The sequence below is a fragment of the bacterium genome (genome assembly GCA_040753085.1).
In the GTDB taxonomy this organism is placed as follows: Bacteria; UBA9089; JASEGY01; order JASEGY01; family JASEGY01; genus JASEGY01.
The window spans coordinates 1-8,806 of record JBFMHI010000113.1 but is presented as its reverse complement, the minus strand read 5'-3'; the positions used below and the strand labels follow the sequence as shown (position 1 = coordinate 8,806).

Annotated in this window: 8 protein-coding genes; 3 read left to right on the top strand and 5 right to left on the bottom strand. The window is 45.7% G+C overall.

What is annotated here, in order from left to right:
* Positions 1 to 92: 92 nt before the first annotated feature.
* The 5 genes from hflX to AB1797_10710 form a co-directional block, all read right to left on the bottom strand.
* Positions 93 to 1,403 (bottom strand): GTPase HflX, encoded by a 1,311-nt coding sequence (hflX, locus tag AB1797_10730; protein ID MEW5768076.1) that lies wholly within the window; start codon positions 1,401 to 1,403, stop codon positions 93 to 95.
* A 33-nt stretch (positions 1,404 to 1,436) separates the two neighbouring features.
* Positions 1,437 to 2,312, bottom strand: a complete 876-nt coding sequence (locus tag AB1797_10725; protein ID MEW5768075.1) for a prohibitin family protein — start codon at positions 2,310 to 2,312, stop codon at positions 1,437 to 1,439.
* Position 2,313: 1 nt separating this feature from the next.
* A complete protein-coding gene (locus tag AB1797_10720; GenBank protein MEW5768074.1) occupies positions 2,314 to 3,429 on the bottom strand; it encodes a PKD domain-containing protein in 1,116 nt (371 codons plus the stop codon).
* 239 nt (positions 3,430 to 3,668) lie between these two features.
* Entirely contained in the window at positions 3,669 to 4,556 is an 888-nt protein-coding gene (locus AB1797_10715; GenBank protein ID MEW5768073.1) for a M23 family metallopeptidase, read from the bottom strand.
* Positions 4,553 to 5,044 (bottom strand): TIGR00725 family protein, encoded by a 492-nt coding sequence (locus tag AB1797_10710; GenBank protein MEW5768072.1) that lies wholly within the window; start codon positions 5,042 to 5,044, stop codon positions 4,553 to 4,555. Before AB1797_10710 ends, AB1797_10715 begins: the two co-directional genes overlap by 4 nt.
* Before the next feature lie 727 nt (positions 5,045 to 5,771).
* Between AB1797_10710 and AB1797_10705 the strand changes: the two genes are divergently transcribed.
* The 3 genes from AB1797_10705 to AB1797_10695 all read left to right on the top strand — a co-directional run bounded on the left by AB1797_10705 (position 5,772) and on the right by AB1797_10695 (position 8,459).
* A complete protein-coding gene (locus tag AB1797_10705) occupies positions 5,772 to 6,572 on the top strand; it encodes a methyltransferase domain-containing protein (protein ID MEW5768071.1) in 801 nt (266 codons plus the stop codon).
* Between the two features lie 1,208 nt (positions 6,573 to 7,780).
* Positions 7,781 to 8,269, top strand: coding sequence for a type II toxin-antitoxin system VapC family toxin (locus AB1797_10700; protein ID MEW5768070.1), 489 nt, complete (start codon positions 7,781 to 7,783; stop codon positions 8,267 to 8,269).
* Positions 8,259 to 8,459, top strand: a complete 201-nt coding sequence (locus tag AB1797_10695; protein ID MEW5768069.1) for a hypothetical protein — start codon at positions 8,259 to 8,261, stop codon at positions 8,457 to 8,459. Before AB1797_10700 ends, AB1797_10695 begins: the two co-directional genes overlap by 11 nt.
* Positions 8,460 to 8,806 lie beyond the last annotated feature (347 nt).

Genomic DNA, 8,806 nt, shown 5'->3' with positions numbered 1-8,806 from the left:
TGTCCGTTCCGTAGACGGACAACCACAAGGGTTGTCCCTACAGCCTAAGGACAGACCCGAATCACGGACACGGCTCACGGATTTTCCGTGTTTCATCTGTGTGCATCTGTGGCTGAACGGTTACCTCTCCTTTTCAGACACGCCCTTAATCTGTTAGCCAGTGGCCGCGGGAGTTCCGCTTCGATAATAATATTTTCTTCCTGATATCGCCGAGAGATAATTCGTCCTTGTTTACATATCAGGGCATAAAGCCGACCCGCCTTAAACGGAAGGCTCAACCTTAATCGCTCCGAGCTTAAAATGGAGAAGTGGGTCAGGGCTTCCAGCAGTTCCTCTATCCCCTCGCCCTTAAGGGCAGATATAGCTGTGGTGCGTTCAGTTACAGATAACAGCCGCCGCAGCACCGGCCTTTCTATTAGATCAGTCTTATTTATGACCGTCATAATAGGTTTGCCTTCCACACCCAACTCCTTGAGGACCTGATAAACTGATTCTATCTGTTGCTCGCAGAAGGGACTGCTACCATCAACCACGTGGATTAAGAGGTCGGCTTCTCTGGTTTCTTCCAGGGTGGCCGTAAAGGCAGAGATGAGATGGTGAGGCAGGTTCTGAATAAAACCTACCGTATCAGTCAGAAGAAGTTGACGGCCATTAGGTAAGGTAAGCCGACGAGTGGTGGGATCCAAAGTGGAGAAGAGTTTATCTTCAACCTTGATGTGGGATTTGGTCAGGGTGTTTAAGAGGGTTGATTTGCCGGCGTTGGTGTAGCCTACCAGTACCCCGACTATCTCCTCTTTTCTTCCGGCCCTCTGTTGGGCCCGATGTTTGGCTACCTGCTGAATGGCCCTTTTCAGGCTGGTAATTCGCTTTCTTATTCGACGGCGGTCTATCTCCAGCTTTGTTTCTCCAGGGCCACGAGTGCCGATCCCGCCGCCCAATCTGGAGAGTAAAAGGCCCTTCCCCTTCAACCGGGGTAAAAGATAGGTCAATTGGGCTAATTCTACCTGAAGTTTAGCTTCAGCCGTGTAGGCCCGCTGGGCAAATATGTCCAGGATGATCTCGGTTCGGTCAATAACCCGGCAGCCCGTAATTCGCTCTAAATTCCTAATCTGACTTCCCGTCAGGTCATTGTCGAAAATAATTAGATCCGCTTTTTTCTCCCTGGCCAGTTTAGCTAATTCTTCGGCCTTACCCTGACCGATGAAGGTAACCACGTCAGGATGTTCTCTTGCCTGGACAAGGCAACCAGCTACCTCAGCCCCAGCAGTTCTGGCTAATTCAGCCAATTCAGTCAGGGAATTATTAAAGCTGGTTTCGTCCTGGAAGTTCAACCTTACCCCAGCCAGCACCGCCGACTCAATTTCGGATTTCGGATTTCGGATTATTCCGATTTCGGATTTCACCCCCACTTCGTGGGTACCCGGGATTCTGGAGCCTCACCTTCCCTTAAGCAGCACTTCAGGATTAATCAGCGTCCCTGCTCCAGAGGGAACCACTAAGACCTCAACATCGTCGGCCAGCTTATCTATATACATATATTGAAGCAGATCCTTATTCTTAGCCAGCATCCGGTTGATCTCTTCCAGGGCCTGGGCCTGTCCTTCGGCCTTGATGATAGTAGCTAATTTTACCCCTTCGGCTTCGATCTTTTTACGTTCGGCCTCCTTCTGTTCCTTTTCCAGGACAAACTGCATCTCCTGGGCCTTTTGTTGGGCGATCTGTTTGTTTTCAATCGACTTCTGATATTCCGGAGTAAAGAAGACATCCCGGAGCATAACTGATTCTATCTCAACGCCGTCTTTGGCCAGCTTTTCTTTTAATTGGGCTTCGGCCTTTTGCTGAATCTCATCTCGCTTGATCCCGTAAACATCCATTATCCCGTATTCGGAAACAAGCAGTCTCACCGTAGCCCTGATAGAAGGCCTGATAATCTTTTCGGCGAAGTCGGGGCCGATCTTCTGGTGAACCTGATCCACCTTATCCGGGATAAGCCGGTAACGGACCGTGAGGTCTACTCCCACCTTTAACCCCTCGGCGGTAGGCGCCCAGAGGGTATCCGCATCACGAACTACTCCTTCACCTATCCGGGCTGACATAGTATAGATCTGAGAACGTATGGAATAGCGGCTTATCTGGACAAGACCAGGCACCACCCAGTGCCAGCCCTCGTCCAGTTCTTCAGGCAGGACACCCTTAATCTTGGAGAACTGAACCCCCACCTCGCCGGCCCCGATACTTCGCAGCCCGGAAAGGGCCAGAAAGATAATAGCTATGACAATGATGGTAATAGTAGATAATTTTGGCGCTGGCATCTTATTTTATCTCCTCTCCGGACAGAACCACAATGATAATGGTATCAGTGGCAGATGCCCTTTGATTATCAGTAACCTTTACCTGGGCCAGATAAACTCCGGCCTTAGTATAAGTATAGACTGCTTCTCCCTTCGAGCCTTTCCAGTCATACCCCCCCTCGTCAAAATCCCATTCATAGCTGATTACCTGACCATCAGGATCATTTCCCTGGGCGGCAAAGAAAACGGTGAAGGGCGATTTTCCTTTGGTTGAGTTGGCCGTAGCCTGAACAGCCGGCGCCAAATTGCCCTCCCTCTTAACCTCGCTCATCACCTTATGGCTCCTTACCTTGCTTTTAACCTCCGATTTAAGCACAGTTACTGTTGCCGTATCAGATCCTTTATTGCCGTTGTTATCGGTTACCGTTAGAGTAACCATATGTTTACCGGATTGGCCGGCAAGTTTAGAATTAGGGGTGAGGGTGAGCACAGGTTTGTTAGTCTTAATGTTTAATTTCTCCTTAGCCGTCCAATGATAACTGACTACCTTCCCATCCGGATCAGAAGAACCGGATCCGTCAAGGACGATCTTGTCTCCTCTGGCTACAGTAATATCCGGTCCGGCCTTGGCGGTAGGGGGAGCATTGAACATACGGTCAAGGGGGATTTCAGCCAGAGCTTCCGGCCGGTGGGCAGTCTCAGTCACTTGCTTGGTCTTTGGGCCGGCCAGCGCCGGTAGAACAGGGATAACAACCGAAGTCACCTTCATTTTACCATCATCGTCCGTTACCCTGAATTTAGCCGTGTAAGTCCCTGGATTAACGTAGATATAAGAGGTATTTCCCCCCTCGGTGGAGACCCAGTCATAGGTGCCGTCATCGGTAAAATCCCATTCGTAACGAACCACATTTCCATCACTATCTTCTCCCCCGCCGGTAAAAACAACCGCCAGAGGCGCTTCACCTCCCTTGGGAGAGATGTCAATAAATATCTCAGGCGGTTTGTTGGGAGGGACACCTTCTTGAGTAGAGGCAACTTTTTCTTTTTGAACCAGCCATTTCTCCTTGCCTCCATAAAAGAGGACCCCGATGAGTAACACCACTATTAAAAGACCCCACATTAACCAATTCCTTCCCATAATAACTACCTCCTTCTTTCATTATCTGTAATCGTTCACCACAGAGACACAGAGACACGAAGAATGATTTTAGAAAAAGCACTTACAGAGCAAATAATTGGGGCAGCAATATGAAGTTTTTGCGTGGTCTAAATTTTGAACGACAAAGACCTCATTAAGAGACTTGTCCTTTAGATTTTTCTCAGTGTCTCTGTGTCTCCGTGGTGAGGTGAACGGTTACCATTATCTGAAATCCGCCGTTACGACAGATAAATCATCGGATCCCGGGCTTGGCCATCTTTTCGGATTTCAAAGTGAAGATGAGGGCTGGTGGCCCGGCCAGTAGCCCCTACTCGTCCGATGAGTTGACCTTTTTCGACTTCTTCCCCTTCCTGAACCAGATTTTCTGAATTATGGGCATATACCGTGGAAAACCCCGCCTCATGTTCCAGGATAATAATTTTACCGTAGCCCCTCATGTCGTCGCCACAATAAACTGCCTTCCCCCGAGCGGCTGCCTTGATTTCAGTTCCGGCCGGGGCATTGATGTCGATGCCCTTATGTAGGCCGTCATTTCGAGGTCCAAAGCCGGAAATAATTTCCCCCTTCAGTGGCCAGGCAAAAGATATCTCAGCCTCTGTCCCGGTGACAAGCAAAGATGGCCTGGGAAGTTCTATGTCCAGCGCCTTTTGGGCGCCGGGAATAAATATCTCCCTGCCCACCTCTACAAAAGCCACATCAGAAATCTGGTTGACTTGAAGCAGATAGTCCAGCGAGACACCATAGGTCTTAGCAATCCGCCACATAGTTTCGCCCGGCTTAACCGTATGATAAATCCCTTCTTTTGTATCGACGGGTTCTTCACTGGATAAAGGTTGGTAAAGGTTTACCATTAATACCTTTGATGCCCCAGGGATAAAAATTCGTTCACCTACCTCCAGATGTATCGGATCAGGGATATGATTGGATTCCAATATCTCTTTCAGGGAAACTTGATAGGCCTTAGCAATTCGCCAGAGGGTCTCACCGGGCTTTACCGGGTGATAAACACCTGGTTCTCCGCCCCGCAGGTAAGGCTCCTGAACGCACCCCCATAAATTAAAGGTAAAGATGATGACTAAACCGGATAACAATCTTTTGCTTTTCATCGACTGAATTCAGATCTTCTCTCATTGCCTACCTTCCTGTAAGCTGCCTCTACTGCCTCAAAAGCTGTTTCTACCCGAATAATGGGGGGGACTTCATAGCCGGTCTGTTCAAATTTCCAGGTTTTAAGGCCTATGACCGGTTTTTCGAAATTAAGGGCGTAGGCTATCTCAGAAAGGGTCCCATACTTGCCGGAAATAGCAATGAGCGCCTGAGAAGAAAGGACAACAATAATGTTTCGAGCATAGCCTAAGCCGGTAACCACAGGGATATCCACGTAGGGATTAGCATCTGAGGCGCGCTGACCAGGCAGGATGCCAATGGTTAATCCACCAGCCGACCTGGCCCCAGCGCATGCCCGTTCCATAACCCCCCCTAATCCACCACAGATTAAGGTCCCCCCTCTTTGGGCGATTTCTCTGCCCACTTCATAGGCCAGATTGCCAATTTCTGGAGAACAGGTGCCGGCCCCAATGACGCCTATTCGCATAGCCTTGCCTCATTGCTTAATTGTAGGTAATCGTTCACCACAGAGACACGGAGAATGATTTTAGAAAAAGCACTTAATACCTGTTTTGAAAGACGGAATTAAGAGACTTGTCCTTTAGATTTTTCTCAGTGTCTCTGTGTCTCCGTGGTGAGGTGAACGGTTACAATTGTAGATGGCTGGGGAAGTCAAAAAATCCAGCCTAACTATTCAGCCGGACAAAAAAAGAAGGACTGAGTAGTTACAAGCTCGCTTTATTATACTCTACTTTCTTCATTTAGTCAAGGAAAATCGCTTCAGCTCCGATTAGAAATAATTGGAGGACGTAGAAGATGATTCGAAAAAACGTAAGTGTTCAGCCACAAAGACACTAAGACACAAAAATAGAGCAGCAGAGCAGTAGGTAAAGATTTTTCTGAAAGTTTCAGAACTGCTGTTCTATTGTTCTAATGTTCTCTAAGACACATACTTTAATTTCCCCTTCGTGTCTTCGTGCCTTGGTGGCTGAACGGTTACGAAAAAACTTGACATTTGCTAATAACTGTAACATAATAAAGGCTGAAGGCTGAAGGCTGAAGGCTGAAGTTCAATAGCCTTTAGCCTTCAGCCTTTAGCCTATCACCCTGAGTAGTTATTCTCTTTCTTACCCTAATTGGGGGATATTTGTATAAACCTATTTCACAGGTCGAAAAATTTTGACAATACCGTTAATAGATACAGGGGAAGTGAAATGAAAATAGAAGAATATCAGCGGATGTTTGAACTGGAAGAAAATTATTGGTGGTTCATTGGGAAGCGAAGGATTGTTTCTTATATCCTCAAGGGTTACCCACTTCCCCAAAGCCCGCCGCGGATACTTGATGTCGGCTGTGGCACAGGGGCTAACCTCAGGATATTGAACCAATTAGGTCGAGCCGTCGGCATAGATTACAGCCCGGCGGCCCTTCAATTCTGTCAAAGTCGGGGGTTGAGCAGATTGAGCCGGATGATCGCCGAGTCCCAGGGCATTAAGTCCGATCAGTTTGATATCATCCTGGCTTTAGATTTATTAGAACACTTAGCCAATGACCGGATGGCTTTATCTGAATTTCACAGGGTTTGTGTCCCCGGCGGCAGGGTTCTGATCACTGTGCCGGCTCACCCCTCTCTTTGGAGTGAGCACGATGAGGCCCTCGAACATAAAAGAAGATACACTAAATCGGATTTAAGAAAAAAGATAGAGGAGGCAGGTTTTAAAATTCTCCTGCTCAGTTATTATAACGCCTTTCTTTATTTGCCGATCGTGCTTATTCGCTTCCTGCAATCAAGGTTCAAGTCCAGGCACGACCATCCTGAAACAACTTACCTTGAACTACCCCAGATCCTAAATCAAACCCTGGCCATTATCTTTGGCCTGGAAGGCCGGATACTTAAATATACCAATCTGCCCTGGGGTCTTTCCCTTATCTGTGTCGCTCAAAAGGTAACTGCACATTTGGAACCGGCGGAAGGGGAAAAAGAAAAAGAATTACCGATTAATCCTCTCCCCTGAGGGGAGAGGATTAAGATGAGGGGCAAAGAGGCGTTACCAACAATTTCAAGCGTGACAGAGCATTAGAATGAATTTAAATTAATGAGGATTTAATAGGCATAAAACGGCGTGCCGTCCCGCCCTGACGGGCGGATACAACCGCCGCTCAGCTAAACCGTACATAAGGGTTATTATTCCGTTCTGATGTGGTATATCCTGATTCCGTAACAGATGGAAAAAACGCTTGACTTCTTGTTTTTGGTGTAATATAGTATATATAACAACGATCCGTGGAAAGGCTAAAGTATTCTGCGATTGTAACCGTTCAGCCACAATATATAGGGGTTAATTTATACGAATCTCTCTATATCTTGTGTTTTGTAAGGACTGAATCTCATATTTTTAGCCATTTTTCGGAACATTGTTAAATATAGGGCTTCACGAAATTAAATAAAGAGATTAGCCTCGTAGAGGCACTCTGTTTGTAGTAGAATAAAGGAAATGTAACAAAATTCAGCCTCGTAGAGGCGTTCTGTTTGTAGAATGAAAATGGCCAACACCTATTCTTAAATTTATATTCAGATTGTTTTTGCCGTAGAAGGCAGACAAAACCTTTAATTACGGGTATTGTGCAAAACTCGCTCCAAGAAGAAACGCGCCCGCGCTATTTCAGAAACTGGAACGCCGATATCTGGACTCACCTTGGCTTTTTCACGGATCGTTGAAAAATTAAACAAATACGGAGGATGTTATGAGCGAATGGATTCCATTTCTACAAAGTTTAGTTTGGCCGGTTTTTTCTGGCGGTGTTTCTATATCTTGTCTGTACCCAGGTAACAGCGATTCTCAAAAGCGTCTCAACAAGAATTGAGCGAGGAGATCCATTCCAAGCTGGTCCAAGCGCTATCTCGTTTGGACAATCGGAGCAAAAACTTACACGCCCGTGTGCTATTCTATCATTCTCTTCGTGGCTTAGTGGCTTTGTGGCTGAACGGTTACGTTTATTTTAAGGGGTACGAGAAACCATTGACCTTATTCAGGTATCTCAATTTTCAAAATTTCTAAGGAGGTGGTCTAACATTCGCTTTCAGCCGACGCCTCACGCGCCTCTTTTTGTAGTGTCATTCGTCTGTGCGGTGTTGTGATGGACGGGCGTTTTTCGTACAATCGGGCGAGACTAAATCATGTCGTTAGGCATAAATTAATGAAATTGGAGAAAGGTAAATCAAATGAGAAAGAAGGTCTACATTGAGACTTCAATTGTAAGTTATCTCACAGGAAGGCCATCTCGAAATCTTTTCGCAGCAGCCTGGCAAAGTTTGACAGTAGAATGGTGGGAGAAGAGACGAAAGATATTTGAAGTATTTGTTTCTGAACTTGTAATTGAAGAAGCTGGACGAGGAGATCCAGAACTATCACAGCGGAGATTGAAAGCAATTGAAGGCATTCCTCTATTGAAACTGACAGATTCTGCGGTAGAACTTTCGAAGAAACTGATTTCCGAAGGTGCTCTACCTACGAAAGCTACTGACGATGCATTGCATATTGCACTTTCTACGGTTCACAACATTGATTACCTTCTGACATGGAACTGCCGCCATATTGATAATGCAGAAACAAAACCTCTGGTTCGCTCAGTAATTATAGCGAATGGATACAACTATCCTGAAATATGTACTCCCCAAGAACTAATTGGAGGTGAGATAGATGAAGAATGAAATATTAGAGGAACTCTGGAAGTCGAAAGATGAAATTGCTCAGGAATATAGATATAATATTGATAATCTTGTAGAAGAACTGCGAAAAAAGGAAAAGGATGTGAAAGCCATAGTTGTCGACTTGACATCTGACGGTAAGGACATATCGGCAACAAAAATAAAAGTAAGGAACGGCAAAATAAAAACCTAATAAGAATTTGGGGTAAACCTCAAAAGCCAGACTTCTCCAAATACTTAAAGGTTGCTCGAAATATTTAAAACCAAGCATAACCATTTGTTTTTAATCATGTTGCTGACTCTTGCCTTTTGAAGAACCTGAAAATCTTATATCTATAATTAAGAAGCAAGGCAATTTTTATGTAAATAGTGTCCTCCCTGGAACTAATATATGAATGGTTTTCTGCCGACAATAGTAATAGCGAAGAATTACGCTAATTTACTATTAGGGGGAGAGGACACTATGAGATTCTATAAATTAAGAGATTGGATACTAACACAAATCAACATAAAGAGCAGACTACAAACTGTGTGTCTGTG

Coding starts and splice junctions, on each gene's coding strand:
- AB1797_10725 (MEW5768075.1), bottom strand. CDS start 2,312: ATGCCAGCGCCAAAATTATCTACTATTACCATCATTGTCATAGCTATT.
- AB1797_10720 (MEW5768074.1), bottom strand. CDS start 3,429: ATGGGAAGGAATTGGTTAATGTGGGGTCTTTTAATAGTGGTGTTACTC.
- AB1797_10715 (MEW5768073.1), bottom strand. CDS start 4,556: ATGAAAAGCAAAAGATTGTTATCCGGTTTAGTCATCATCTTTACCTTT.
- AB1797_10710 (MEW5768072.1), bottom strand. CDS start 5,044: ATGCGAATAGGCGTCATTGGGGCCGGCACCTGTTCTCCAGAAATTGGC.
- AB1797_10705 (MEW5768071.1), top strand. CDS start 5,772: ATGAAAATAGAAGAATATCAGCGGATGTTTGAACTGGAAGAAAATTAT.
- AB1797_10700 (MEW5768070.1), top strand. CDS start 7,781: ATGAGAAAGAAGGTCTACATTGAGACTTCAATTGTAAGTTATCTCACA.
- AB1797_10695 (MEW5768069.1), top strand. CDS start 8,259: ATGAAGAATGAAATATTAGAGGAACTCTGGAAGTCGAAAGATGAAATT.